Here is a 24,917-nt window from a genome sequence, read left to right as displayed (position 1 = left end):
TAAATCATACGATTAGTTTTGAGCGGAATTTGACATCCGAGAAAAAATATGTTTATTATAAAAGCACCTAGTCATTCATTCAGTAATCACTAGGTAAATAAAACAACAACATACAATCGCATAAATAAGGAGAATATAATGAGTCAATTCGATAAAAAACGTGAAGAATTATTAGATGAAATTCGTGACATTCTAACTAACGCAGAAGATTTATTTGATGAAAAAAGTAAATCTGGCGAAGCAGAATTGAAAAAATTAAAAGAGAAATTAAATTCTCGTGTGGGTGATGTCAAAGAAAAATTTGCTGGCTTACAAGAAGATGTCGTGGCCAGTGCAAAACAAGTGGTGAAACAAACCGATTCCTTGGTTCAAGACAATCCTTATAAAGCTGTCGGGGTGGCTGGTGTAATCGGTTTATTATTGGGTGTGTTAATTAGCAAAAAATAATCACGCATTGTACTGATTCAGCAGAGTTGCTTGGCGACAGGCAACTCCCTTTAATTTCATGTTCTAAGGACATCCTATGCAGACAATTCAAAATATCAAAACTGGCGTAAAAAATATGCTAATAACGACCCTTGAATTAGCTCAGGTTCGCTTAGAAATGGCACGGATAGAACTCCATCAACATACGCAACAATTGGTTGCCGTATTAATTTCAGCCCTGTTACTCATTGTATTTCTGTTTATTGCATTAATGAGTGGGTTATTTGCCGTCAACGCTTATTTTGATGATCCTAGCCAACGTTTAATCGCCTTTATGAGTATCAGCGGTATCGCACTATTGTTGGTGTTGTTGTGCATGTTTATGATATTAAACGCCTTAAAAAAACAACGCGGTTTTATGCAACGCACAATGGAAGAAGTCAAATTAGATATTGTCGCATTAAAACAATTAGCCAATCGCACGGAATAATCGGAGGGTATATGAAAGATCACTTAACCGAAAAAAAAGAATTGCTTATCCTGAAAGGTGATGCCCTACGAATGAAATTATTAGCCCAAAGTCAGCATACTCAGCATCACATTGCTTACCCATTAGCACAGATTAAGCACGTCAGTTCAACCCTTGCTCAACCAGCAATGCGAGCTTTATTTCTTTCCTTGCTCAATCGAAAATTGCTTTCAGCAAAAGGATTAACTTATTCCGCCTTAGGATTAGGTGCCATTTATCTGTTAAATAATAAAAATAAATAATTCTCAGGTCAGCTTTGCGTTATGGCCTTTTTGCCTTATACTAAGCATAATTTTTACTAATCAACAATTATAGGATTTCAAAATGGGTTTCTTAACAGGTAAACGAATTTTAGTCACTGGTCTTGCTAGCAATCGTTCTATTGCTTACGGTATTGCTAAGGCCATGAAAGCACAAGGTGCTGAATTAGCATTCACGTATTTAAACGATAAATTACAACCTCGTGTAGAAGAATTTGCCAAAGAATTTGGTTCAAATATTGTTCTGCCATTAGATGTTGCCACAGATGAAAGTATTCAACATTGCTTTGCTGAATTAAGCAAAACATGGGAAAAATTTGACGGTTTTGTGCATGCTATTGCATTCGCACCAGGTGATCAATTAGACGGTGACTATGTCAATGCAGCGACTCGTGATGGTTATCGCATTGCACATGATATTAGTGCATACAGTTTTGTCGCTATGGCACAAGCCGCTCGTCCGTTCTTAACTGAAAATGCCGCACTTTTAACCCTATCTTATTTAGGGGCAGAACGTGCTATTCCAAACTACAATGTGATGTGTTTAGCCAAAGCCTCATTAGAAGCGGCAACTCGTGTGATGGCAGCCGATTTAGGTAAACAAGGGATTCGTGTTAACGCCATTTCCGCCGGTCCAATCCGTACCCTTGCGGCATCAGGCATTAAGAACTTCAAAAAAATGTTATCCGCTTTCGAAAATACGGCCGCATTACGTCGTACCGTAACCATTGATGATGTGGGTAATTCAGCCGCATTCTTATGTTCTGACTTAGCCTCTGGTGTCACAGGCGAAATTTTGCATGTTGACGCTGGCTTTAGTATCACCGCTATGAGCGAATTAGGCGAAGAATAATTCACCAAATCCCCTCTCCCTCTGGGAGAGGGCTAGGGTGAGGGTAAATCAGCATCATTCAACCCTCACCTCCCGAAAATTTCTACGAAATTTTCTCCGTCCTCTCCCACAGGGAGAGGCTGTAAAGGTTATCCTCTCCCTAAGTGAGAGGATTTTTATCTATAAGAAGAAAAAAATGTTCCAAAACAACCCCCTACTCTCCCAACTCAAACAACAACTTCACGATAGCAAAGTACGTGTGGAAGGCACGGTAAAAGGTACGGATAAAGCCTATGGCTTTCTCGAAACCGATAAAGAAACCTTTTTTATCGCACCACCCGAGATGAAAAAAGTCGTACACGGCGACAAAATTAAAGCCGTGATCGAAGAAGTGGGCGACAAAAAGCAAGCGGTTCCCGAAGAATTAGTGGAAACCATGCTCACCCGATTTATTGCTAAAGTGCGGTTTAATAAAGACAATAAATTACAAGTATTAGTAGATCACCCGAATATTAATCAGCCGATCGGTGCCGTTCAGTTAAAAACTGTGCCAGAAGAATTAAAAGAAGGCGACTGGGTGGTCGCAACCCTTAAAACCCACCCATTACGTGATGATCGTTTCTTATTTGCTCAGATCAGTGAATTTATTTGCCGTGCAGAAGATGAATTTGCGCCATGGTGGGTGACGTTGGCACGTCATCAACAATCACGACATCCGGTTCAAGGGCAAGATCAGTACGAAATGCTTGATCAACAAACTCGTGAAGATTTAACCGCACTTCATTTTGTCACCATTGACAGCGAAAGCACGCAGGATATGGATGATGCCTTATATATCGAAAAGATCGAGCAAAATAATGCACAAACAGGTTGGCGTTTAGTGGTCGCTATTGCCGATCCAACGGCCTATATTGATGTCAATTCACAAATTGAAAAAGATGCGAAACAACGCTGTTTCACTAACTATTTACCAGGCTTTAACATTCCTATGTTGCCACGTGAATTGTCCGACGATCTTTGTTCATTAATGCCCAATGAAACTCGCCCAGCCTTGGTTTGTTATATTGAAACCGATCTTAAGGGCGAAATCACCAATCAACCTTATTTTGTTTCTGCTTATGTCCAATCTAAAGCAAAACTGGCTTATAATAAGGTGTCCGATTATTTGGAACAACAGCCGAATGCGTGGCAACCTGAAACCACGCAAATCGCCGAACAAGTCAACAATTTACACCAATTTGCGTTGGCTCGTATGCAATGGCGTAAAACGCACGGTTTATTATTTAAAGAAAAACCTGATTACAGCTTTGTATTAGCCGATAATGGTCATGTTCTGGAAATTAAAGCTGAACACCGCCGTATTGCCAATCAAATCGTGGAAGAATCCATGATTATTGCCAATATTTGTGCGGCACATTATCTTGATGAACAAACTCAAACAGGGATTTTCAATGTGCATAAAGGCTTTGATACGAAATTCCTTGCCAATGCCCATCATTTCTTGCTGGCAAATCTTGCCAATGATGAAAATCGTGCGGAATTGGAACAACGTTATTCACCAGAAAATTTAAGTACGCTCAGTGGCTATTGCCAAATGCGACACGACATTGAACCCTTTGACGGTGATTATTACGAATTCCGCTTACGCCGTTTCTTAACCTTTGCCGAATTTAAAGCCGAATTAGCACCGCACTTTGGCTTAGGGTTAAGCGGTTACGCCACATGGACATCACCGATTCGTAAATATTCCGACATGGTCAACCACCGTTTAATCAAAGCGGCGATAGCCAAACAAGGCAACTATCAAAAACCCGCTGATGAAATTTTGGCACGCCTACAAGAAGCACGCCGTCAAAATCGCTTAGTCGAACGAGATATTGCCGATTGGTTATATTGCCGTTATCTTAATGAAAAAGTAGCACAAAAACCACAATTTGAGGCAGAAGTGCAAGATGTCATGCGTGGCGGTTTACGTGTGCAACTGTTAGAAAATGGGGCAAGCGTGTTTATTCCGGCCTCGACTATTCACCCGAATAAAGAGGAAATGGAAGTCAATTCTGATGAAATTGCGTTATATATTAACGGGGAACGCCGTTATAAAATTGGCGATATTGTCAATATGCAATTAAACGAAGTGAAAGAGGAAACACGGAGTTTGATCGGGGAACTGATTCTCTAAATAAAAAATCCGCCTCCTAAGTTATCGGAAAGACTTCCGTTTTTTAGGGGGCGGAGGCTATCAAAGGATAATCATTAAAAACCAAATACGCCACGAATAGAATTAATCGCACCCACCGCAGATTGTACTGCAGAAGAACCTTGGCGAATCGTTTCCGAATAGCCCTGCGCTTTTGCGGCTTGAGCTTGTGCTTCTTCTACTTCATTCGCTCGTTGTTTGTGATATTGATCTATTTCGGCTTGTGTTACACGAGAGGAATTCACTCCTCTTGAGGCATTAATCTCACCGCTCCCTGCACAGGCCGTTAATAAAGTAATTGAACTAACTAATACCAATACTTTTTTCATAGAATGTCCCTTTTGTTAATAAAGAATTTGGATAGATTGTTTACTACGATTTTCATAAGCCTTATTAATGGCTTTTGCCTCATTCATTTGCATTTCACCAAGATCTTGAATACTGTCCTTACGTTTTTGACGTGTATCTTTATAATCTTGTTGCTCCATGGCGCGGATTTCTGCCCGTCGCTGGGCAATTGCCGCGTCACTTTCAGCGGTTTGTTGAGGTAAATACATTGAGCTTAAGGAAGAACAGCCACACAGCAATAATCCTAAGCTGACTATAACGCATTTCTTATTCATAACACTCCTTATTAGATTGAACTTAAATCTTCCCTATTGTAAAAAAAAAAAAATAATGTCAAGCAAGTAAAAAAATATTTTTTTGAAAAATTTTAATCAAGATAGGATGAAGATATAAAAAAACTGCGGTGAAAATCACCACAGTTTTTTCAACTAAGCAAAAAGGAGGGAAAATCTAGGCCGAAACTGGTTTCACAATCTCACTTGGATAACAGCCCAATACTTTTAAAAAGGTGCTGTATTGTTTTAATTCTTCCAACACTTGCTGAGTATTCGGATGATGAATATTGGCCTCAATTTCCAAATAAAACATTTCTTCCCACGGTGTACCATAAATCGGGCGAGACTCGAGTTTGGTCATGTTAATTTGGTGTTTCTTAAACACATACAAGGCGTCCACCAATGCCCCAGCTTGTTGGCCGGTAGTCATTAATAACAGGGTTTTACTGGCAATTTGTGGTGAAACAGATAGCGGTTCTTTCGCCAATACAATAAAACGGGTGATATTATTGGGTTGATTGGCAATATCCGTTTTTAGTACCCGTAAACCATATAAATGACCACCATCTTCATTACCCAAGGCAGCAATATTCGGTTTATTCAAACTGGCGACTAATTCCATGGCATGCGAGCTACTTTCACAGTATTCAATATGCACACGATCCAAACTGCGAATAAATTGACTGCATTGTTGTATCACTTGCGGGTGACTATATAGCGTGTCAATTTGGCTAAGATCTTGCTGTTCATTCACCAACACACAATGTTTAATCGGATAAGCAAGTTCGCCCACCAAAGAAAGATCGGTATGTTGTAATAAATCATACACATCATTAATGGATCCTGATGTGGTGTTTTCTAAAGGCAATACGCCGAGATCTGCCTCGCCTGCTTTGACTTTGTCAAACACCTGTTCAAAGGTGCTACAACTTAATTCGACTAACTGCTCTTGATAACGTGTAGCATAATTGCGAGCGGCTAAATGGGAATAAGATCCACGCTTGCCTAAAAACGCAATATGAATACTCTGCTCACGTTGTTGGTTGAGTTTTTTCTGTAAATAAACCTGTTGTGTTACTACCGAATCTTCAATAATTCGTTGGAAAATTTGCATAATGTACTGTGATTCCAACTGATAATTTTGGCTTTCGGCAAATTTGACTAATTCTTGTAATAAGATTTGCTCACGTTCTTCATCACGTAAGGGTTTTTGGGTAATTTCTTTGCTCCGCACCACATCAAAGGCCAAACGATGACGTTCTGATAATAATTTCAATAAACTGCGGTCAATTTGCGTAATCTGTTGGCGAATTTCCACTAAATCTTGTGCCATAAAATAACAATATCCTGTAATAAAAATAAGGGCCTGATGAATATCAACAGACCAGATTATAGCATAGGGCTAAGATACTTTTTGCAAAAATCTAAATGATAGAGACAAAAAAACCATACTTATAAAGTATGGCTTTTTGATAACCTGAATTAAATCAGCACTTGCTGGGTGGCCATATAACCTTGCGGCACTGTTTGTTTATCCTCAAAGGTGACAAACTCCCAAGCCTCTTGATCATCTAATAAGGCACGTAATAATTTATTATTTAAACCATGGCCAGATTTATAGGCACTAAATGCCCCAATCAGGTTGTGACCGCACATATATAAATCACCGATAGAGTCCAACATTTTATGACGCACTAATTCATCTTGAAAACGTAAGCCGTCTTCGTTTAATACACGGTAATTATCTAGCACAATGGCATTATCCAAGCTACCGCCTAAAGCCAAACCTTGCGATTGAAGATATTCAATATCTTTCATAAAGGCAAAGGTTCTGGCTCGGCTAATTTGATGCACAAAATTTTGTGCAGAAAAATCCAGTTGATAATGGCTTAATTTTTTCGGAATCGCTGGATGATTAAAATCAATGGTGAAATCTAAATGGAACCCACGATAAGGTTTGATTTCCGCCCATTTATCACCCTCTTCTACCCGTACTGTTTTCTTCACACGAATAAATTTTTTCGCTGCATTTTGTTCTTCAATGCCAGCGTCTAATAATAAATAGATGAACGGACTGGCACTGCCATCCATAATTGGAATTTCTGGTGCGTCCACTTCAATAATCACATTATCAAGTCCCAATCCCGCCAATGCGGCATTAAGATGTTCAACGGTGGAAATGCGCACACCTTGATCATTTACTAAACACGTACAAAGCATGGTATCTTTTACCGCTTTTGCATCAGCGGGAAAACTGACTGGGGGATTCAGATCGGTACGGCAATAAATCACTCCTGTATTTACCGCCGCAGGGCGTAAATGCAAAGTCACTTTATTACCGCTGTGTAATCCCACACCCGTCACTTTAATGCTTTGTTTTAATGTTCTTTGTTTAATCATAGTTTTTCTCAACTTTTCCCTAGATGTTTAACATCTGGTTTTAGTTATTGTTACCACACAAAAATGCGGGTTTAAATAAATCATTATTTAATTGAGCAGGCTGTGCTGGTCGTGCTGGTTCAACAGGCTTTTGATAACCGGTCTGAGGTTCTTGTAATCCGACTGGTTGTCGCACTTGTCCAGCTTGTGGTGTTGCAACGACAACAGGCTCTTCCGTATCACCAATCCCCGTTGCCACAATGGTCACTCGAATTTCATCGGACATTTCAGGCACTAAACTGGTTCCCACCACCACCGTGGCTTCATCTGAGGCGAAAGAACGAATAATATCCCCCACCGCATAAAATTCATCTAAGCCTAAATCAAGACCCGCAGTAATATTGACTAAGACCCCTTTCGCACCCGATAAATCTACATCTTCCAATAAAGGACTGGCCACCGCATCTTGCGCTGCTTTTTCTGCACGACCATCACTGGAGGCACCTTTGGCAATACCTGAACCCATCATGGCACGGCCCATTTCTGACATCACGGTACGCACGTCAGCAAAGTCCACGTTAATCAAGCCCGGAGAAGTAATCATATCGGAAATACCGGTCACAGCATTACGTAAAATATCGTTGACCGCAGAGAATGCTTGCACCAAGGTGGTGTTTTTACCTAATACTTTTAATAATTTTTCATTTGGAATACTAATTAAAGAATCCACATGTTTAGAAAGTTCTTTAATGCCGAGTTCAGCAAAAGCCATGCGTTTTTTACCCTCAAAAGAGAACGGTTTTGTAACGACGGCAACTGTGAGAATACCTAATTCTTTGGCAACTTGCGCAACGATGGGAGCAGCACCTGTTCCTGTCCCACCGCCCATACCGGCCGCAATAAATACCATGTCGGCCCCCTCAAGCATAGAACGAATGGCCTCTTGATCATCTTCTGCCGCTTTGCGCCCTACATTAGGATTAGCACCAGCACCTAAACCACGCGTCGTTTCTGCACCAATTTGTACGGTTTGTTGAACCTTACTTTTACGTAAAGCTTGCGCATCCGTATTCACCGCATAGAAGATAATTTCACCATGTTCATCACTGGCAAAGGAGTCCTCGCCTACAAGCGAACCGCCACTACGGAGTAAACTATCTACCATATGGTTAACAGCATTACCGCCACCGCCACCCACACCGACTACTTTAATCAGCGTGCGACCGACTTCATCATCAAAATCATATTGTACAGGTGCATACATTTCCATTTATATTCTCCGAGGGTGCTAAAAGAGGTATAGCACATAAACTATTCTAAAATTCTTCCTATTGTAGCCGAAAAAGGCTGAATTATCAAAACTCCGAGCCAACTTTCTTGATAATTTTTTTCATCCCACCCCAAATTGAACCTAAAACACTGTCTTCGGAGGTCAACCCCCCAATTAATGAGGGACTGTCTTCATCATTATGATGGCTATATTGTAATAAACCTAACACCGTTGCATATTGTGGTTTATTCACATAATCGGTTAATCCGGTAATATTTAATGGATAGCCAACACGGACGTGGAAACCAAAAATGTCGGTGGCACATTTTGCGACATCATCCATATTGGCCCCTCCACCCGTTAACACAACGCCAGCAATTAAATCCGCTTTGACTTCTTTTTTAATAAGGTCTTGACGTAAATTATCCAATTCATTTTTAACCACTAGCAGTAAATCACGATAGCATTTTGAAGTCACATCAACAATTTGGGCTTTAGTAAATGTACGAGCCGATGTTCCGCCTAATCCTGCTACTTCGACCTTTTTCTTGGCAAAATGTTCCGCTAAATCTTCGCTAGGATTGACCGCACTTCCGTAGTTAATTTTAATATTTTCTGCCTCGTGACGTGAAGTAGTTAAGCTTTGTGCGACAAAATCTGTAATATCATTACCACCATAAGGCACCACTTTGCTATAACGCAATGCACCATTGGTATACACCATAATATCCATGGAGCCTGCGCCAAAATCCACCAAGCAAACGCCCAAATCTTTTTCATCTTCAGTCAATACGGAATAGCTTGAAGCCAACCCAGAAAAAACCACTTGATCGACGCTTAAACCACATTGTTCAACGGCTTTTTGTAAATTGCTTAACCAAGCCTGATGACAACCAATCAGGTGAGCTTGCGCTTTCAAACGCATTCCTTGCAAGCCAAGTGGATTTTTTATATTTTGTTGTTGATCCACGGCATATTCTTGCGGAATGACATGTAATAAGGACAAGCCCTCGGGTAACTTAACCGAACTCGCTGTGTGCATGGCCGAATCAATTTCTTCTTGCGTCACTTCATTATTCGCAATCGGTTCCAAACCACTGTCATTGAGGCTTTGAATATGTTTTCCAGTAATCGCCAAGGTGGCTGAATGAATCTCGCAATCCGCCACGGCTTCTGCACTATCAATCGCTCGCTGAATCGATTTCACTACGGCAGATAAATCCGTAATGCTCCCTTTATCGATCCCTTTAGAGGGGCAACTGCCATAACCTAACACATTGATTACGCCATCAGGTAACACTTCACCCACCACAGCGACGACTTTTGATGTGCCAACTTCTAATCCAACAATGGTTTTTGATTCTACAATTTTTGCCATTTTCTTTACTTCGCTATTTATTTAATCACATCAGTGAAACTCACTGCCGCCCCTACATTATATCTTAAATCCACATAATTAATTTTTTTATTCTCAGGCACATCAATTTGTGGATAAATTGTCACAAAACGATCAATTTTATTTTTCCACTCACCACGCCCTAATTTTAAGGTAATATCGTTATCCAATATCACTTCCCATGCCCCACGTTCATTGACGGCAAGGGTTTTAAGATTTAAATTTTTGGCTTTTAAATCTTTATAGATTTTATTCCATGCCTCTAATACTTCACTACTTTGGTAATTTAACCCAAATAGCCGTGGCATATCGGTATTTTTCAGTTTATCAAAAGGCAGACTAAATACCGTGCCGTCACTCGCCAGAAATTCATTTTCATTCCAAAATGCCACAGGGGTATATTCGCTCACCACAATACTGAGTCGATCTGGCCAAATTTTCCGCACCAATGCCCCTTTAATCCAAGGCAAGGATTGAATTTGTTCACACACAAGATGAACATCTTGGCCAAAAAAGCCTTTTAACTCACCGAGCTGTAAAATTTTATCCCGCACATCCTCATTGGTCGTATACTGTGGTGAACCCAACAAGGCAAAGGCGCTGATTGGCTTATCATCTAATTTTTCTAATAACGATTGCCAATGGGTATACGTATAATATAGCAAACCTAAACACAATAGCAAAAGGATTGGTTTGATCTGAATAAAATTTTTCAGACCAAACTCTGGCAGTTTTGCTGTTTTTTGTGGTGGTTTACGTTTAATCACAGACATACTTGATTCCAATTCAAATTAATACATCACCATTGGATCTTGAGATAAATCCGCCCATAACGCCGTATGCAAAATTTTACCCACTAAATCATCAAAGGAATACCCCACGGTCGCCGCTGATTTCGGGAATAAGCTATGGCTTGTCATGCCGGGGGTAGTGTTGACTTCGACCAAGCGGAAATTACCTTGGCTATCAGTCATCACATCAATACGGCTCCAACCCTGACAGCCCACGGCGTCATAAGCTCGCTTCACTAAGCTACGCAATTCTTGCCAACGTTCATCTGACATTGGCATTGGACAAATATATTGGGTGTTATCGGAAATATATTTGGCATTATAATCGTAAAACTCACCGTCTGGGATAATTTGCACCGCTGGTAAGACTTCGCCATCTAACACCGGCACGGTCAACTCGTCCCCCGCTAACCATTCTTCAATCAAAATCGTATCATCATGTTGCAACGCCAATTCTACCGCCGGTTTTAATTCCGCCACGGATTTCACTTTGGTTAAGCCCACGCTAGACCCCTCACGGGATGGTTTTACCATTAATGGCAAGCCTAAACGATCGACCACGGCTTGTGGATTAAGCGAATCTGCGGTGTTTTTTGTGACAATTTCCATCTCCGCAATAGGTAAGCCAAAACCTTTCCACAACATTTTGGTCCGCATTTTATCCATGGTTAAAGCAGATGTCATCACGCCACAACCGGTATAACGCAAGCCAATTTGTTCTAATACGCCTTGAATCACGCCATCTTCCCCGCCTCGACCGTGCAAAATATTGAACGCACAAGCAAAGCCCTGTTTTTTTAAATTAGCCACGTCATCGGTTTTCGGATCAACAGGGTGAGCATCATAGCCCAACGTACGTAAGGCTTGTAATACGGCAGCCCCTGAGTTTAACGACACATCACGTTCGGCAGAGGTGCCGCCCATTAATACTGCAATTCTGATTTCATGTGGTGCTGGTATCATCTTCTTTTTCCTTTTCTTTTATCTTTTTCTTATTTTGTCCACAATTCCACAAGTTGGCGTGACAATTTACTCACATTGCCTGCCCCTTGAGCTAAAATTAAATCGCCGTCTTGGATAATTTGATCCATGATTTCCGGTAATTGGCTATGATCGGCCACAAAAATCGGGTCTACTTTACCTAAATTGCGAATGGAACGCGCCAATGATCGACTATCTGCTCCCGCAATCGGTTGTTCGCCGGCGGCATACACATCAAGCAATACCAACACATCCACTTGCGACAACACTTGCACAAAGTCATCAAATAAATCACGGGTACGAGAATAGCGGTGCGGTTGGAAAATCATCACGACCCGTTTATTCTCCCAACCCGAACGAGCCGCTTGAATGGTAACACCCACTTCTGTTGGGTGATGACCGTAATCATCCACTAACATCACTTTACCATTCGGACGAATAAACTCACCGAGTTGGTCAAAACGACGTCCCGCTCCTTGGAAATCCGCCAATGCGGCTAAAATAGCCTCATTATTAATGCCTTCTTCTTTCGCTACCGCTAACGCGGCCGTGGCATTTAACGCATTATGTTTTCCCGGCACATTGAGCAATACATTAATCCGCTCACCCGTTGGGGTAATCACATCATAATGGCCTTGGAAACCCGTTTGTTCATAATTTTCAATACGATAATCGGCACTCTCACTAAAACCGTAGGTAATCACTTGACGCCCCACTTGTGGCACCAATTCCATCAGTACCGAATCATCTGCACACATCACCGATAAACCATAAAACGGCAAATTATGTAAAAAATTCACATAAGTGCGTTTCATTTCTTCAAAGTCACCGTTGTAAGTTTCCATGTGGTCTGGTTCAATATTGGTCACCACCGATACCATAGGTTGCAAGTGCAAGAATGACGCATCACTTTCATCGGCTTCGGCAATTAAATAACGGCTGGCGCCCAAATAAGCATTGGTTCCCGCAGATTTGACCAAACCACCATTAACGAAAGTCGGGTCTAATCCGGCTTGGGTATAAATCATTGATACCATGGCTGTTGTGGTGGTTTTTCCGTGCGTTCCGGCAATAGCAATACCATGACGGAAACGCATAATTTCCGCTAACATTTGCGCACGTTGAATCACGGGGATTCGTTTTTCACGTGCGGCCACGACTTCCACATTATCCGCTTTAATCGCACTAGATACCACCACTACGCTGGCATCTTGCACATTTTCTGCTTGATGAGAAAAGTAAATTTTTGCCCCTAAAGAAACTAACCGATTTGTCACCGCACTTTCCGCAATATCCGACCCCGTGACGGCATAGCCCTCATTTAACAATACTTCCGCAATACCGCCCATACCGGCGCCACCAATGCCAACAAAATGAATTTGTTTTACTCGCCGCATACTTGGCACCGTTTGTCTAATTTTTTCTTGTCGTAATGTCATTTATTTTCTCGCTTTTATTCTACTTTTACGCTGTTCATTATTATCCACTGAGCCATCCCCTCTCCCTCTGGGAGAGGGCTAGGGTGAGAGTAAACTAATTCGCATTTTGCATAATCACTTCTGCTACTCTCTGAGCAGACAACGGCGTCGCTTTAGATTTGGCTTGAATACCCATTTCTTTTAATTTAGGCAAATCTAACTGATTGATTAAGTCAACTAATTTATCCGCTGTCAAATCTACTTGCTCAATAATATAAGCCGCATTTGCATCAGCTAAATATTTCGCATTTAAATATTGTTGACGATCCTTATGTTGGAATGGCACAAAAATAGCAGGCGTACCCACTGCGGCTAATTCACACACGGTCAAGGCGCCTGAACGACAAATCACCAAATCCGCCCACGCATAGGCCTCTGCCATATTATCAATAAATTCCGTAATTTTCACCGCACTTCGCACATTTTCTGGATAAAGTGCGGTCACATTTTCCACCGAACCTACCCCCACTTGATGACGAACCTCTAATTTATCCGCCAACTGAGTAACCACTTGTGGTAGCGTTTGATTTAACACTCTCGCCCCTTGGCTACCGCCGACCACTAACACACGCAATTTGCCGTCATGTTCATTCCAACGATCTACAAAATGCTGTTCCGGTGAGGGCATTTGAAATAGCTCGGCACGAACAGGGTTGCCGACCACTTCGGCATCAGGAAATGCGGTTGGAAAGGCTTGTAATACGGCTTTCGCCATCTTCGCTAACCATTTATTGGTCAGTCCAGCCACGGCATTTTGTTCATGTAAAATCACGGGTACACCACAAAGTTTAGCCGCAATGCCACCCGGACCTGACACGTAACCGCCCATGCCTAACACGGCATGCGGTTGATAATCCTGAATAATTTTTTTCGCTTGTAATACCGCTTTCGTGATCGCAAAAGGTGCTTTCAATAACGCTCCGATACCTTTACCACGTAAACCAGAAATTTGAATAAATTTAATCGGAATACCATGTTTCGGGACAAGTTGGGCCTCCATGCGGTCAGCGGTGCCTAACCAACAAATTTCCCAACCTTGTTGCTGTAAATATTGTGCCACGGCAATGGCAGGAAACACATGACCGCCCGTACCACCGGCCATCACCAATAATCGTTTTTTTTCGTTTTGTTGTTCCATATAACCTAATTTATCCCTGATTATTTTTTATTGTCTAATCATCTCGTAATCGGGCATGACCGCCGCACATCAGCCTATTTTCGTGGTCTATCCGTAATAAAATCGCAATACTGATAGACATAATAATCACGCTCGATCCGCCATAGCTTACCAATGGAAAGGTTAACCCTTTAGTTGGTAACATCCCTAACGCCATGCCTAAATTAACAAAACCTTGGAAGAAAATCCAAAAACTAATGCCAAAAGCAAAAAAGCCTTTAAAACGTTGTTCCAATAATAAGGATTCTTTACCAATTTTCATGGCTCGGAAGACTAATGCGGCTAATAAAAAGACCATCAGCATAATACCAAAGAAACCAAATTCTTCACCCATGATCGCCAACACAAAGTCAGTATGGGCCTCTGGTAAATATTCTAATTTCTGAATAGAATTGCCCAAGCCCTCGCCAAAAAATTCACCTCGGCCAAATGCCATTAAGGAATTGGATAATTGGAATCCCACACCATACGGGTCTTTAAACGGATCCATAAAACCGATAAAGCGTTTTAAACGGTAAGAGGAGGTTAACACTAACCAGATAAACAACACACCGCCTAACCCCAGAAGACCGAGGAATTGTAAAAAATGCGCCCCGACAATAAACAACAAGCCAAAGGTGATCACAAATAAGACGACCGTGCTACCTAAATCGGGTTGCAATAATAAAAATGCCCCCATCACTCCGACGACTAAGAACGGTTTCACGGCACTCAATTTGCGAGTACGTACTTCATCATAACGGCGGGTAAAATAACTAGCAAGAAAACAAATCAAGGCTAATTTTGCAAATTCTGCTGGCTGAAAATTAAACAATGGGAAAGGCAACCAACGTCTAGCACCATTGACCGATTTTCCAATCCCAGGAATACTCACGGCAACCAATAAAAGTAAAGAAATCAGGAAAATCCAAACATAGTATTTTTCCCATTTTTCCATCGGAATACGCAGAAAAATATAGCACGTGATAATAGAAAAACAAATATAAATGGCATCACGTTTCGCATAATAAAAAGGATCTAATTCATTTTTCGAGCCAACAGGAATGGAGGCTGAGGCCACCATAATAAAACCAATAAATAGCAAGATCACAAATAACCACAGCAATGTGCGGTCATAAAGCGCATTGGCTGGCGTAATTGTGGTCCAACGTTGGCAGCCCTGTTTCACATTATTCCAAAATCCCATCTGTCATCCTATTCTGCCAGTTGTGCTAAATGGGTAAAGACTTCACCACGTTTTTCAAAAGAGCTAAATTGATCCAAGCTCGCACAAGCGGGGGATAATAACACCATATCACCCGATTTAAGCGTTGGGCGTAAAGCCTGAATCGCTTGTTCCATGGTATCAAATAATTGACTTTGCGCCGATAATTTAGCTAATTCGGCACCGTCTTGACCAAAGCAATAACATAGAATTTCTGGCTTATTGATCAGCTTTTCTAACTCGCTAAAATCTGCCCCTTTGCCGTCACCGCCTAATAATAAATGCAATTTACCTTGTAAATGTAATCCCGTTAACGCCGCCACCGTACTACCGACATTGGTCGCTTTACTATCATTAATCCAACGCACACCATTGGCAAAATGGGCTAATTGGAAACGGTGATCAAGTCCAGTAAAGGTACGAAGTGCGGTGCAAATTCCTTGATTTTTTACGCCTACCGCCCGCGCCAACGCAATGGATGCCAAGGCATTCATATAATTATGACGACCACTGATTTTCACTTCATCACAAGGCAAAATCACGTCATCACCCGCCATTAAATATTGTTTACCGTTTTCGGTTTTTAGCCAATAATCCGCATGGTGTTCCGCAAAACTGACTTGCTGTTTTGCACTTTGCTGACCGTCTTGTTTGGTCAACGGATCTTCGCCGTTAATCACCGCCGTTTCCGCATTCACATAAATCTTCAATTTTGCTTGGCGATAATCTTCTAAGTCCACATAACGGTTCATGTGATCTTCGGTGACATTTAACACGGTCGCTGCCGCCGCTTTTAGGCTGTACGTGGTTTCTAATTGGAAACTGGACAATTCCAACACATAAAGATCATATTCATCCTCTAACAGGGACAAGGCTGGAATACCGATATTACCGCCCATACCAACTCGCAAACCATCCGCTTTTGCCATTTCGGCGACCAGCGTCGTCACGGTACTTTTACCGTTTGAACCGGTAATGGCAATAATCGGTTTATTGGCTTCACGGCAGAATAATTCAATATCCCCGACCACTTCGACACCGGCTGAAAGTGCGGTCTGAATTTCAGGAGTTTTTACCGCTAACCCAGGGCTAATCACAATTAAATCACTGTCTAATAACCAATCCAGTTTCAACGATCCCGTATGCACATCAATATCTTCATCTAATTCATTGATGCCTGCCGGTAAAGGTCTTGTGTCAATAACTCGCACGTTCGCTTGTTTTTTGACGAAAAAATTCACACAAGATAAACCCGTTTTGCCTAAGCCAATGACGGCGACTTTTTTGTTTTTATATAGGTTATTCATTTCTTCTTTTCTCTGTCATCACTGTTTTTACCCTCACCCTAACGCAATTTCAAGGTCACTAATCCCATCAACACCAACATCAATGAAATAATCCAAAAGCGGATAATCACACGAGGTTCTGGCCAACCTTTGAGTTCATAATGGTGATGAATCGGTGCCATACGGAAAATGCGTTTTTTACGTAATTTGTAAGAACCCACTTGTAAAATCACCGAAATGGTTTCCATGACAAACACACCGCCCATAATCACCAATAAAAATTCTTGACGCACTAACACCGCAATCACGCCTAAAGCACCACCTAACGCAAGTGAACCCACATCCCCCATAAAGACCTGTGCAGGGTAAGTGTTAAACCAAAGGAAACCTAATCCCGCACCGACAATAGCAGTACAGAAAATCACGAGTTCCGAACTGTATTTCACATAAGGAATATACAAATATTTGGAAATTTCAATGTTACCTGTAGCCCATGCAATTAAGGCAAAGGCACCGGCGACAAATACCGTTGGCATAATGGCTAAACCATCTAAACCGTCGGTTAAATTCACCGCATTACTGGTGCCGACAATCACAAAATAAGACAGGATAATATAGAAAAAGCCGAGCTGAGGCATAATATTTTTAAAGAATGGCACCACCAAACGTGTGGCATCTGTGTCTTTTCCAATTAGATACATCCCTACCACCGCAATCAAGGCAATCGCAGACAACCAAAAATATTTCCAACGTGCAATTAAGCCATCCGTATTTTTGTATTTAATTTTGCGGTAATCATCCACAAACCCAACAGCGCCGTAACCCAATAACACAAATAAACTGAACCAGATATAGGGATTAGACAGGTCGCTCCATAACAGCGTACTCACCGTAATAGTAAATAAAATCATAATCCCGCCCATGGTTGGCGTACCCCGTTTTTGGAAGTGGCTTTCTGGCCCATCATTGCGCACTTCTTGACCAAATTTAAAAATCTGCAAACGGCGAATCATTTTCGGCCCAATCCATAGGGACAATAACAATGCCGTTAAAAGTGCAAAAACCGAACGCACAGTGAGGTAAGACACCACGTGAAAATCACTAAAATATTGCTGTAAATAAGATGCAAGCCAAACTAACATTAAAATTATCCTTTAAAATTTTCTTTTAAAATGTCGATCACGTTTTCCATTTTTTGACTACGTGATCCTTTTGCTAATAATACAACTTGTTGATTATTCGCTAATTTTTGTTTAATTATTTGCGTTAAATAATCTGCCATCACGGCTTTATCGGTAAAATGCTGACCCTGTGATTGCTGCGAAATAACGGCACTATGCACGCCAAAGCTCGCCACACATTCTAATTTTGCTTGTGCCGCATAATCGGCAATTTGTTGATGACAGAACGGCGTATTTTCGCCTAATTCTGCCATATCTCCAACAACAAAAATGCGAAATGCGGGATATTTTTTCAAAACATCAATAGCAGAGGTTAATGAACCCACATTGGCATTATAGGTGTCATCTAATAAAAGCAAGTTTTCGCAAGGCTGAATCGGGAACAAACGCCCTTTCACTTGGGATTTTTGTTCTAAGCCTGCTTGCACATCTTGTAAACTGGCGCCCACGTTCATGGCTAACGCCGTGGCGGCCAAGGCATTGCTGACATTATGTTCGCCTAAATAAGGCAAGCTAATCTCAATTTGTCCTTGTGGACTGTGCAACATAAAGGTGGAACCCGTTGCTGTGGCCTTGACATTGCTCGCATAAAAATCCGCTTGATCATGATGGGCAGAAAAAGACTGGATTTTATGTGCCCCAATTTCTTTTTTCCACATATCTAAATAATGGCAATCTAAATTCACAATAGCGACACCCTTTTCGCTCAAACCACGAAAAATCTCACCTTTCGCTTGTGCCACGCCCTCAATAGAACCAAATCCCTCTAAATGGGCGGAGGCTACGTTATTGACTAAAGCCACATCTGGCTGGGTTAAATGCGTGGTGTAATCAATCTCGCCTTGATGATTTGCCCCTAATTCTATGACAGCAAATTGATGTTTTTCGTTCAACCGTAACAGCGTCAATGGCACGCCAATATCGTTATTAAAATTGCCATGGGTAAATAAAACTTGATTTTTTTCTACCGCACTTTTGCTTGCCGTTTGAGCTAAAATGGCGGCGGTCATTTCTTTGACAGTAGTTTTGCCAGAAGATCCTGTCATTGCCACGGTTAATGGATTTAATTCGGCTTTTAGCCATTGGGCTAATTGTCCTAGGGCTAAACGGGTATCGGTGACAATAATTTGTGGCACATTGACCTCACATTGATGATCAACAATCACAGCCACATTACCCTGTGTCATGGCTTGTTCAAGATATTGGTGCGCATCAAAACGTTCGCCTTTTAGGGCAAAAAATAAACCGTTTTGGGTTTGTTGGCGGGTATCGGTGCTGATGTTTTCAATTTGCGTATCAGCATTTCCGATAAGGGTGCCGTTTAGGATTTCAGTGAGTTTTTTGGTTGTTAGTTTTATCATTTTGGTTTTTCATTTCAAATTGTTATTATTGTATTTTGCCATGTTCTTTACTTTTCTTTGCTTGTGCCAAGAAAAGTAACAAAAGAAACACACCCCGTCTGAACTTAGCAAGCAAAAGAAAGTATGGTCGCCCATCGGGGCGAAACCCGATTTAAATTAATTAATATATTTCCTTACCACTTCCTGATCCGAAAAATGCTGTTTCACTTTCCCAATAATCTGGTAATCTTCATGTCCTTTACCCGCAATTAAAACCACATCATTTTCCACCGCACTTTGCATAGCCGTTTTAATCGCTTGCTGGCGGTCATGGATAATTTGCACCGCTTGAGGATGTTCAAATCCGGCCACAATATCGGCCATAATTTTGCTTGGATCTTCCGTACGTGGATTATCATCCGTGGCAATCACCACATCTGCAAACTGTTCAGCGACTTTTGCCATCAGTGGGCGCTTACCATTATCTCGATCACCGCCACAACCAAAAATACACCAAAGTTTCCCTTGGCAATGAATTCGTGCGGCTTGTAAGGCTTTTTCTAAGGCATCTGGCGTATGTGCGTAATCCACAATCGCTGTGGGCTTATTTGGTGCGTGCAACATTTCCATTCGACCACAAACGCCCGTTAATTGCGATACTGTTTTGATTAAATCCGCCAATGGGTAGCCTAACGCCAATAAGGTCGCCAGCACAAGCAATAAATTGCTGACATTAAAGGCACCGATTAAACGGCTGTCTAATGTGCCATTGCCCCAACTTGATTGGAATGCAATGCTTGCGCCTTTGTGATGAAAAGAAACGGCGGTGCATTTTAACCAATTTTTTTGATTCGGTTGAAAATCCGGTTGGCAACTGACCGCAATCCCATGGGGTAATTCAGTTAACCAAGCGGCGCCAATAGGATCATCTGCATTAATAATTTGTTGTTGTGTCACTAATTCCGTAAATAACCGTTTTTTAGCCTCTGCGTAGGCTTGCATGGTGCCGTGATAATCTAAATGATCACGGCTTAAATTGGTAAAAATGGCGACGGCAAAATGCAAGGCCTCAATACGTTTTTGCACTAAACCGTGTGAAGACACTTCAATGGCAGCAATATCTGCCCCTTGTGCGACGAATTCAGCCAAAGACGATTGTACTTCAATCGGCGAACCTGTGGTATTTTCGGCGGGTTTCACTTGACCAAATAAGCCGTTGCCAATAGTCCCCATAACGGCGGGTTTATGACCTAAAATCTGCGTCCATTGTGCAATTAATTGCGCTATCGTGGTTTTACCATTGGTGCCAGTCACGCCAACTAAGGTTAATTTTTGTGAGGGACGGGCGTAGAAAATATCAGCGATTTCAGACAGGTGTGCAGATAAATCAAAATACGCAATAACAGGGACATTGTTTTCAACATGAACGGTTAAATGTTCATTTGGTTGGTCGGCATCAGCTAATACGGCAACCGCACCCTTTGCAATGGCTTGTGGAATAAAACGACGACCATCAACAGTATGCCCTTTAATTGCAACGAAAAGACAGCCAGTCTTCACAGAGCGGCTGTCTAAGGCCATATCACGGGGGAAAATATGTTCAAGTTGCTCAATGGTTTCGGTCGATAAGTTTTCCCCAGATAATCGGTTATCGCCCAAAAGTGCGGTCAATTTTATCATTATTTTCTCACTTAGTTGGTTTGTTTCTCGGTGTTTTTATCACTGAGCCGAACAACCCGTTTTGTATTTTTAATATTCGACGCACTGCCCTCAGCATCTGGCGTAATGTTATAAGCACGTAACGCACTGCTCATAATACTCGAAAAGACTGGGGCTGAAATGGCGCCCCCATAATATTGACCCGCTTTCGGATTATCAATTAAAATCACTAAAGCAAAACGAGGATCAGTCACTGGGGCAAGTCCAGCGGTATAAGCCATATATTTATCCACGTAACGATTTTTCTCTAATTTTTTAGCGGTACCCGTTTTAATCGCCACACGATATCCTTCCACCAAAGCCCGTTTATTTTTAATCGCCACTTTTTCCATCATATGTACCACATCTTTGGTAATTTTTTCGGAAAATACCCGATTACCAATCACAGGTGGATCCACTTTTGTAATGGATAATGGGCGGTAAATACCGAAACTTCCCAAGGTCACGTAGGCTCGTGCGATTTGTAATGGAGTAGCATTAATCCCATATCCATAAGCGACGTTGGCTCGCTCAATATCAGACCAACGAGTCCGATTTGCACCCAACATACCCGCTTGCTCCCCTCCTAAACCTAAGTTCGTGAGTTTACCTAAACCAGCACCTTGATAAGTTTCCATTAACGCTGTAGGCGGCATACGTAAGGCCAATCGGCTTACTCCTCGGTTGGACGAGTTTTCCAAAATTTCATCTAAGGTTTGTTGATCACGTGGTGCTACGTCTTTAATTTCATGACCATTTAATACTAACGGACCTGTATTAATAATTTCATTCCGTTTCACAGCGCCACGTTGTAATGCCGTTAACACTACAAAAGGTTTAACGGTAGAACCTGGTTCAAAAGTATCTGTCACCGCACGGTTACGCATTAATTCTTCGGAAATACCATCCCGTTTATTTGGGTTATAAGACGGTGCATTGGCCATAGCCAACACTTCACCCGTACGAACATCTACGAGTACGGCCGTGCCTGAATCCGCTTTATTTTCTTTAACAGCATTTGCAATTTCACGGTATACTATCGATTGTAATTTTTCATCAATACTCAATACCACATCATGCGCCGCATATTTTTTCACATCGGAAATTTCTTCGACAATATTGCCTTTTTTATCTTTGCGATACGTGCGTAATCCCGCTTTACCCGTTAAATCGGTATTTAAACTTTTTTCAATGCCCTCAATCCCGTTATTATCAATATCTGTAAAACCGATTAAATGCGCAGTTTCTTCGGCTCGAGGATAGAAACGACGAAAATCGTTTTCCAATATAATACCTGGGATTTTTAATTGACGGACATACTCTGCCACACTTTCGCTCATTTGGCGGCTTAGGATAATATCCCGAGATTTGGGTTTGTTTTCAATTTTCTCCACAAGATCTTTATGCTTGATATGCAATGCCTCAGACAAGGCTTTCCAACGTTCTTTGTCAGCTAAATAGTCACCCTCTAAAATAAATTTAGGATCGGCTTTAATATTGTATGTGGGGACACTGACAGACAAGAGTTGTCCATTACGATCTAAAATAGAGCCTCTAGGTGATAGAATTTTCTGTTGACGTAACGAACGTTTGTCTGCCTCATGATTAAAAGTATCAACTTCAATCGCTTGCACAAAAGTGGCACGGGCAACCAAAGCGGAAAAACACAAACACACCGCACCAAGCGCCCAACGATAACGTCCTTTTAAGAAACTATTGGTATAGACCTTGGTAGGCTTATTGAGTTTAACGCTCGGTGAACTGGCTGATTTTTTCACTGCACTTTTGGCTTTCGACTTACCACGTATTGAGTTAAATTTCACTTTCATTCTACTATCACCACTTCTTGTTCAGGTTGAACACGACTCAACCCCAAGCCCTTGGTCGCCATAGATTCAATACGACCACTGTCACTTAAGGAGGCCTCTTCTAATGTTAAATTCTTAAATTGATTTTCAAGTTTTTCTTTTTCAAAAATAAGCCTTGCTTTTTGTGAAATTAAGTCTCGGGTTTGATAAGTAATCCAAACTGTACCAACGGCCGTCACGACAATAGCAAGCAATAAACAAAGGGCAAATTTATTGGCCGAAAAAATATCTTGAATCACAACATGTTGTAACGGATAGCGTTGACTATTTAATAAAGGCTCGCTCATTTATCTTTTCTCCGCAATACGTAACACGGCACTACGTGAACGAGGATTTAACACCACTTCTTGCTCACTGGCTTGAATGGCTTTACCAATAATATTGAGAGTTTGATTACGCTGAATTTGATCTTCACGCAACGGCAACCCTTTTGGAATCTCCTCGCCTTTGCTTTGCTTACGCATAAACTGTTTCACCATGCGATCTTCCAACGAATGGAAACTAATAATGGATAGACGACCTTGTGGGGCTAACAATTTCACTGCTGAATTTAACACGGTTTCTAATTCGTCTAATTCTGAGTTGATAAAAATACGAATCGCCTGAAAACTGCGTGTAGCCGGATGTTTATGCTTATCTTTAAAGGGCACCGCATTGGCAATCAATTCTGCTAATTGCAACGTGCGGTGTAAAATGGGCTGATTATTTTGCATGGCATTTTTATTATAATTCACAATCGCCGTCGCAATACGTTTAGCAAAACGTTCTTCGCCAAAGGTTTTCAACACCCATGCTAAATCACTTTCCGATACCTTCGCCAACCATTCCGCCGCAGATTGCCCTTTGCTGGTATCCATGCGCATATCCAACGGGCCATCTTTCATAAAACTAAAGCCACGTTCAGCATCATCCAGTTGCGGAGAGGAAACACCAAGATCAAGCAAAATACCATCAATTTTGCCGACTAAACCTAATTTTTCACAAATCTCAGGCATGGCTGAAAAGCTGTTATGTTCAATCTGAAAACGGGGATCTTGAATAGTGTTGGCTTCCGCAATAGCTTGCGGGTCACGATCAATGGCAATTAAACGCCCATTATCCGCCAGTTGAGAAAGGATTAAACGAGAATGCCCGCCACGGCCAAAAGTGCCGTCAATATAAATACCTTTTTCTTTCAACGCCAAGCCATCCACTGCTTCATGAAGTAACACAGTGATATGCGTTTGACATAAGGTATTTGGCGCATTCATAAAATTATCCCAAAACTAAAATTAATCCAAGAAAGGTATTCATCAGGTTGAGCGGAGCTAGAAAATTCTAGCTCGCCACCTTTTTTATTATCTCACCGGAGGATCTTTGTCCCTTAAGTGAGTTTGCTAGTGCTGCCCTCTTTATAAAGAGAGCGTTTTTAATGCGTCTGACAAGGCAAATTCACCACTGGCGCCTAATGCCATGTCTTGTTCAATTTGTGCGTGCCATTCCGCTTCGGACCAAATCTCAAATTTATTGAGTTGACCGACTAACATGATATTTTTTTCTAATTTCGCATGTTGACGTAATGGCGCGCTGACTAAAATTCTACCGGCGCTATCTAATTCACATTCCGTGGCATACCCTAACATGACACGTTGTAAACTGCGTTGCGCGGGGTCAAAATTCGATAAGGCTAACAACTTTTGCTCAATGGTTTCCCATTCACTCAAGGGGTATAACAATAAACAAGATTGGCGAATATCCACAGTGCAGACCATTTGTCCTTGATTTTGTTCAAGAATTTCTGGACGATAGCGGGTCGGGATCGCAAGACGTCCCTTTGTATCTAAATTCACCGCTGTTGCACCACGAAACATTGTTATTTGCCTTATTCAGTCCGTTATTTACTTGAAAATGCGTGTTAAGCGAGGTCATTCGACACAAAACTCCACTTTTTCCCACATTTTGTTCAATTCTATACTTAGATCGTTTAATTGACAAGCAGTTTATACAGTAAAAAGCATTTTT

At 41.5% G+C, this 24,917-nt stretch carries 24 protein-coding genes; 5 read left to right on the top strand and 19 right to left on the bottom strand.

What is annotated here, in order from left to right; genetic code table 11:
- Positions 1-135: 135 nt before the first annotated feature.
- The 5 genes from ACTG7L_RS01025 (at position 136) to rnb (ending at position 4,226) form a co-directional block, all read left to right on the top strand.
- Positions 136-447, top strand: a complete 312-nt coding sequence (locus ACTG7L_RS01025) for a DUF883 family protein (protein WP_439287169.1) — start codon at positions 136-138, stop codon at positions 445-447.
- A gap of 76 nt (positions 448-523) precedes the next feature.
- A complete protein-coding gene (locus ACTG7L_RS01020; protein ID WP_439287129.1) occupies positions 524-916 on the top strand; it encodes a phage holin family protein in 393 nt (130 codons plus the stop codon).
- An 11-nt stretch (positions 917-927) separates the two neighbouring features.
- Positions 928-1,197: a hypothetical protein gene (locus ACTG7L_RS01015; RefSeq protein ID WP_439287128.1), complete on the top strand. Its 270-nt coding sequence runs from the start codon at positions 928-930 to the stop codon at positions 1,195-1,197.
- 82 nt (positions 1,198-1,279) lie between these two features.
- Complete coding sequence (locus ACTG7L_RS01010; RefSeq protein ID WP_439287127.1) at positions 1,280-2,068, top strand: enoyl-ACP reductase FabI; 789 nt, start codon at positions 1,280-1,282, stop codon at positions 2,066-2,068.
- Positions 2,069-2,243: 175 nt separating this feature from the next.
- Positions 2,244-4,226 carry an exoribonuclease II gene (gene rnb, locus ACTG7L_RS01005; RefSeq protein WP_439287126.1) on the top strand — a complete coding sequence of 661 codons (1,983 nt, stop codon included), beginning with the start codon at positions 2,244-2,246 and terminating at the stop codon, positions 4,224-4,226.
- 74 nt (positions 4,227-4,300) lie between these two features.
- Here the strand turns inward: rnb and ACTG7L_RS01000 are convergent, their stop codons facing one another.
- The 19 genes from ACTG7L_RS01000 to mraZ form a co-directional block, all read right to left on the bottom strand.
- On the bottom strand, positions 4,301-4,573 hold the full coding sequence (locus tag ACTG7L_RS01000; protein WP_439256604.1) for an NGK_0946 family protein: 273 nt from the start codon (positions 4,571-4,573) through the stop codon (positions 4,301-4,303).
- 15 nt (positions 4,574-4,588) lie between these two features.
- Positions 4,589-4,867 (bottom strand): hypothetical protein, encoded by a 279-nt coding sequence (locus ACTG7L_RS00995; RefSeq protein ID WP_439287125.1) that lies wholly within the window; start codon positions 4,865-4,867, stop codon positions 4,589-4,591.
- A 175-nt stretch (positions 4,868-5,042) separates the two neighbouring features.
- Positions 5,043-6,200, bottom strand: coding sequence for a prephenate dehydratase (gene pheA, locus ACTG7L_RS00990; RefSeq protein WP_439287124.1), 1,158 nt, complete (start codon positions 6,198-6,200; stop codon positions 5,043-5,045).
- 149 nt (positions 6,201-6,349) lie between these two features.
- Positions 6,350-7,267 (bottom strand): UDP-3-O-acyl-N-acetylglucosamine deacetylase, encoded by a 918-nt coding sequence (gene lpxC / locus ACTG7L_RS00985; protein ID WP_439287123.1) that lies wholly within the window; start codon positions 7,265-7,267, stop codon positions 6,350-6,352.
- 40 nt (positions 7,268-7,307) lie between these two features.
- Positions 7,308-8,510 carry a cell division protein FtsZ gene (gene ftsZ, locus ACTG7L_RS00980; RefSeq protein ID WP_439287168.1) on the bottom strand — a complete coding sequence of 401 codons (1,203 nt, stop codon included), beginning with the start codon at positions 8,508-8,510 and terminating at the stop codon, positions 7,308-7,310.
- A 91-nt stretch (positions 8,511-8,601) separates the two neighbouring features.
- Positions 8,602-9,894, bottom strand: a complete 1,293-nt coding sequence (gene ftsA, locus ACTG7L_RS00975; RefSeq protein WP_439287122.1) for a cell division protein FtsA — start codon at positions 9,892-9,894, stop codon at positions 8,602-8,604.
- 17 nt (positions 9,895-9,911) lie between these two features.
- Positions 9,912-10,685 carry a cell division protein FtsQ/DivIB gene (locus ACTG7L_RS00970; protein WP_439287121.1) on the bottom strand — a complete coding sequence of 258 codons (774 nt, stop codon included), beginning with the start codon at positions 10,683-10,685 and terminating at the stop codon, positions 9,912-9,914.
- An 18-nt stretch (positions 10,686-10,703) separates the two neighbouring features.
- Complete coding sequence (locus ACTG7L_RS00965; protein WP_439287120.1) at positions 10,704-11,666, bottom strand: D-alanine--D-alanine ligase; 963 nt, start codon at positions 11,664-11,666, stop codon at positions 10,704-10,706.
- Between the two features lie 29 nt (positions 11,667-11,695).
- Entirely contained in the window at positions 11,696-13,123 is a 1,428-nt protein-coding gene (murC, locus tag ACTG7L_RS00960) for a UDP-N-acetylmuramate--L-alanine ligase (protein ID WP_439287119.1), read from the bottom strand.
- Between the two features lie 94 nt (positions 13,124-13,217).
- A complete protein-coding gene (gene murG / locus ACTG7L_RS00955; RefSeq protein ID WP_439287118.1) occupies positions 13,218-14,300 on the bottom strand; it encodes an undecaprenyldiphospho-muramoylpentapeptide beta-N-acetylglucosaminyltransferase in 1,083 nt (360 codons plus the stop codon).
- 34 nt (positions 14,301-14,334) lie between these two features.
- Positions 14,335-15,525 (bottom strand): putative lipid II flippase FtsW, encoded by a 1,191-nt coding sequence (gene ftsW / locus ACTG7L_RS00950; protein WP_439241342.1) that lies wholly within the window; start codon positions 15,523-15,525, stop codon positions 14,335-14,337.
- An 8-nt stretch (positions 15,526-15,533) separates the two neighbouring features.
- A complete protein-coding gene (gene murD / locus ACTG7L_RS00945) occupies positions 15,534-16,850 on the bottom strand; it encodes a UDP-N-acetylmuramoyl-L-alanine--D-glutamate ligase (RefSeq protein ID WP_439287117.1) in 1,317 nt (438 codons plus the stop codon).
- 38 nt (positions 16,851-16,888) lie between these two features.
- Positions 16,889-17,971, bottom strand: a complete 1,083-nt coding sequence (gene mraY, locus ACTG7L_RS00940; protein WP_439241346.1) for a phospho-N-acetylmuramoyl-pentapeptide-transferase — start codon at positions 17,969-17,971, stop codon at positions 16,889-16,891.
- Between the two features lie 5 nt (positions 17,972-17,976).
- Positions 17,977-19,371, bottom strand: a complete 1,395-nt coding sequence (murF, locus tag ACTG7L_RS00935) for a UDP-N-acetylmuramoyl-tripeptide--D-alanyl-D-alanine ligase (RefSeq protein ID WP_439287116.1) — start codon at positions 19,369-19,371, stop codon at positions 17,977-17,979.
- A 156-nt stretch (positions 19,372-19,527) separates the two neighbouring features.
- On the bottom strand, positions 19,528-21,030 hold the full coding sequence (gene murE, locus ACTG7L_RS00930; protein WP_439287115.1) for a UDP-N-acetylmuramoyl-L-alanyl-D-glutamate--2,6-diaminopimelate ligase: 1,503 nt from the start codon (positions 21,028-21,030) through the stop codon (positions 19,528-19,530).
- Positions 21,031-21,041: 11 nt separating this feature from the next.
- Positions 21,042-22,877: a penicillin-binding transpeptidase domain-containing protein gene (locus ACTG7L_RS00925; RefSeq protein WP_439287114.1), complete on the bottom strand. Its 1,836-nt coding sequence runs from the start codon at positions 22,875-22,877 to the stop codon at positions 21,042-21,044.
- Positions 22,874-23,203: a cell division protein FtsL gene (ftsL, locus tag ACTG7L_RS00920; RefSeq protein ID WP_439241354.1), complete on the bottom strand. Its 330-nt coding sequence runs from the start codon at positions 23,201-23,203 to the stop codon at positions 22,874-22,876. Before ftsL ends, ACTG7L_RS00925 begins: the two co-directional genes overlap by 4 nt.
- On the bottom strand, positions 23,204-24,166 hold the full coding sequence (gene rsmH / locus ACTG7L_RS00915; RefSeq protein ID WP_439241356.1) for a 16S rRNA (cytosine(1402)-N(4))-methyltransferase RsmH: 963 nt from the start codon (positions 24,164-24,166) through the stop codon (positions 23,204-23,206).
- A 141-nt stretch (positions 24,167-24,307) separates the two neighbouring features.
- Complete coding sequence (gene mraZ / locus ACTG7L_RS00910) at positions 24,308-24,766, bottom strand: division/cell wall cluster transcriptional repressor MraZ (protein ID WP_439287113.1); 459 nt, start codon at positions 24,764-24,766, stop codon at positions 24,308-24,310.
- Positions 24,767-24,917: the final 151 nt, after the last annotated feature.

This window comes from Lonepinella sp. BR2357 (genome assembly GCF_051851525.1).
Lineage (GTDB): Bacteria > Pseudomonadota > Gammaproteobacteria > Enterobacterales > Pasteurellaceae > Lonepinella.
This window is presented reverse-complemented; position numbering and strand designations above follow the sequence as displayed.

Bases quoted from the DNA above. Each gene is read 5' to 3' on its own strand.
- murG (WP_439287118.1), bottom strand. From the start codon at position 14,300: ATGGAACAACAAAACGAAAAAAAACGATTATTGGTGATGGCCGGTGGT.
- ACTG7L_RS01010 (WP_439287127.1), top strand. From the start codon at position 1,280: ATGGGTTTCTTAACAGGTAAACGAATTTTAGTCACTGGTCTTGCTAGC.
- murE (WP_439287115.1), bottom strand. From the start codon at position 21,030: ATGATAAAATTGACCGCACTTTTGGGCGATAACCGATTATCTGGGGAA.
- ftsZ (WP_439287168.1), bottom strand. From the start codon at position 8,510: ATGTATGCACCTGTACAATATGATTTTGATGATGAAGTCGGTCGCACG.
- ACTG7L_RS01000 (WP_439256604.1), bottom strand. From the start codon at position 4,573: ATGAAAAAAGTATTGGTATTAGTTAGTTCAATTACTTTATTAACGGCC.
- pheA (WP_439287124.1), bottom strand. From the start codon at position 6,200: ATGGCACAAGATTTAGTGGAAATTCGCCAACAGATTACGCAAATTGAC.
- murC (WP_439287119.1), bottom strand. From the start codon at position 13,123: ATGACATTACGACAAGAAAAAATTAGACAAACGGTGCCAAGTATGCGG.
- ftsA (WP_439287122.1), bottom strand. From the start codon at position 9,894: ATGGCAAAAATTGTAGAATCAAAAACCATTGTTGGATTAGAAGTTGGC.
- ftsW (WP_439241342.1), bottom strand. From the start codon at position 15,525: ATGGGATTTTGGAATAATGTGAAACAGGGCTGCCAACGTTGGACCACA.
- ACTG7L_RS00925 (WP_439287114.1), bottom strand. From the start codon at position 22,877: ATGAAAGTGAAATTTAACTCAATACGTGGTAAGTCGAAAGCCAAAAGT.
- mraZ (WP_439287113.1), bottom strand. From the start codon at position 24,766: ATGTTTCGTGGTGCAACAGCGGTGAATTTAGATACAAAGGGACGTCTT.
- murD (WP_439287117.1), bottom strand. From the start codon at position 16,850: ATGAATAACCTATATAAAAACAAAAAAGTCGCCGTCATTGGCTTAGGC.
- rsmH (WP_439241356.1), bottom strand. From the start codon at position 24,166: ATGAATGCGCCAAATACCTTATGTCAAACGCATATCACTGTGTTACTT.
- ACTG7L_RS01020 (WP_439287129.1), top strand. From the start codon at position 524: ATGCAGACAATTCAAAATATCAAAACTGGCGTAAAAAATATGCTAATA.
- ACTG7L_RS00970 (WP_439287121.1), bottom strand. From the start codon at position 10,685: ATGTCTGTGATTAAACGTAAACCACCACAAAAAACAGCAAAACTGCCA.
- ACTG7L_RS00995 (WP_439287125.1), bottom strand. From the start codon at position 4,867: ATGAATAAGAAATGCGTTATAGTCAGCTTAGGATTATTGCTGTGTGGC.
- lpxC (WP_439287123.1), bottom strand. From the start codon at position 7,267: ATGATTAAACAAAGAACATTAAAACAAAGCATTAAAGTGACGGGTGTG.
- murF (WP_439287116.1), bottom strand. From the start codon at position 19,371: ATGATAAAACTAACAACCAAAAAACTCACTGAAATCCTAAACGGCACC.
- mraY (WP_439241346.1), bottom strand. From the start codon at position 17,971: ATGTTAGTTTGGCTTGCATCTTATTTACAGCAATATTTTAGTGATTTT.
- ACTG7L_RS00965 (WP_439287120.1), bottom strand. From the start codon at position 11,666: ATGATACCAGCACCACATGAAATCAGAATTGCAGTATTAATGGGCGGC.
- ftsL (WP_439241354.1), bottom strand. From the start codon at position 23,203: ATGAGCGAGCCTTTATTAAATAGTCAACGCTATCCGTTACAACATGTT.
- rnb (WP_439287126.1), top strand. From the start codon at position 2,244: ATGTTCCAAAACAACCCCCTACTCTCCCAACTCAAACAACAACTTCAC.
- ACTG7L_RS01015 (WP_439287128.1), top strand. From the start codon at position 928: ATGAAAGATCACTTAACCGAAAAAAAAGAATTGCTTATCCTGAAAGGT.